The sequence below is a fragment of the Burkholderia sp. SIMBA_051 genome (assembly GCF_046534915.1).
Classification (GTDB): Bacteria; Pseudomonadota; Gammaproteobacteria; order Burkholderiales; family Burkholderiaceae; genus Burkholderia; species Burkholderia ambifaria.
This window is the reverse complement of record NZ_JAWRXS010000595.1, coordinates 1-253: the sequence shown is the minus strand read 5'-3', so window position 1 is coordinate 253 and position 253 is coordinate 1. Positions and strand designations below refer to the sequence as shown.

Below are 253 nucleotides of genomic sequence, written 5' to 3'. Positions count from 1 at the left end.
CGCCACACAGTTGTCGTGTAACCGCGAATGCCAGTACCTGCTTTCTGTTCGTCGAGCCCAGCGCAGCTGTCATGCCTGATGGGTGCTGTACACTTGCTATTACGCCGCTTGTCCGGGAGTTGATCCTGCACCTTGTTGAGCAGGACCGCTCTTGTCTTTCAGAGGGCAAGGCCGCGCGGTTGGTTGCAGTGCTACTCGAGCAGCTTTCCGATGCGTCGGTGAAAGAGCTGCACTTGCCAATATCAGACCATCC

General features: G+C 56.9%; 1 pseudogene. It reads left to right on the top strand.

The features are described 5' to 3' along the window. Window positions 1-253 (top strand): annotated as a pseudogene (locus SB771_RS35865) (AraC family transcriptional regulator); the annotation flags it as partial.